The organism is Bowmanella yangjiangensis (assembly GCF_017255015.1).
Classification (GTDB): Bacteria; Pseudomonadota; Gammaproteobacteria; order Enterobacterales; family Alteromonadaceae; genus Bowmanella; species Bowmanella yangjiangensis.
Map to the genome: position 1 here is coordinate 1 of NZ_JAFKCS010000468.1, position 593 is coordinate 593.

2 protein-coding genes are annotated in these 593 nt (G+C 65.8%); both read right to left on the reverse strand.

Annotation, left to right across the window (positions count from 1 at the left end):
- Positions 1–227, reverse strand: a 227-nt coding sequence (locus J0A65_RS25195; protein ID WP_206596959.1) for a type VI secretion system baseplate subunit TssF, incomplete at its 3' end; no start/stop codon positions are given.
- The coding region (tssE, locus tag J0A65_RS25200; protein ID WP_206596960.1) for a type VI secretion system baseplate subunit TssE at positions 220–593 on the reverse strand (374 nt) is incomplete at its 5' end. The genes J0A65_RS25195 and tssE, both read right to left, overlap by 8 nt.

Consider the following 593-nt stretch of genomic DNA (forward strand, 5'->3'; position numbering starts at 1 on the left):
CTGAATTCGGCGTAGTCGTCATCGAGGCGGCGGTGCAGGCGAGCGGTCAACAGGGCGAACCCCTCCAGCAAGCGCTCGACGTGCGGATCAGGACATTCTCCGGGCGCCAGTTCCAGGCGCCGGGCCACCTTGGGATGGCGCTGGGCGAAGCCAGCGCCGGCATGGCGCAACCACGTCAGCTCGCGCTGGTAATAATCGAGCAGTTCAGCGTCGATCGAGTCACTCATGGCGTACCTCTATCCCCTCGTCGCCGGACGCGAGCAGAAATGTAGCCGGCCAGGTGTGTTGCCCCTCACGCAGACGCCCGGCAAGCCGGATGCTCAATCGCTGAGGCTGTCCAGGTGAGGGCTCGACGTCGATGTCGCTGAGTTGCAAGCGTGGCTCGAAGTGCTGCACGGCGGCACGCACCTCGCGCAACAGCAAACGGCGATCGTCGGCGCGCAAGGCTTGCAGGCCTGCCCAGTCGGCAATGCCGTAATCGAGCAGCGTCAGTGGTTGCCCTGCAACGCGCTGCGGGCGCCGGGTATTGAGCAAGCGCATCAACTCCTGGCGAACGGATTCGGCCAATGCCTCGCGGTCGAAGGCCGGCGCCT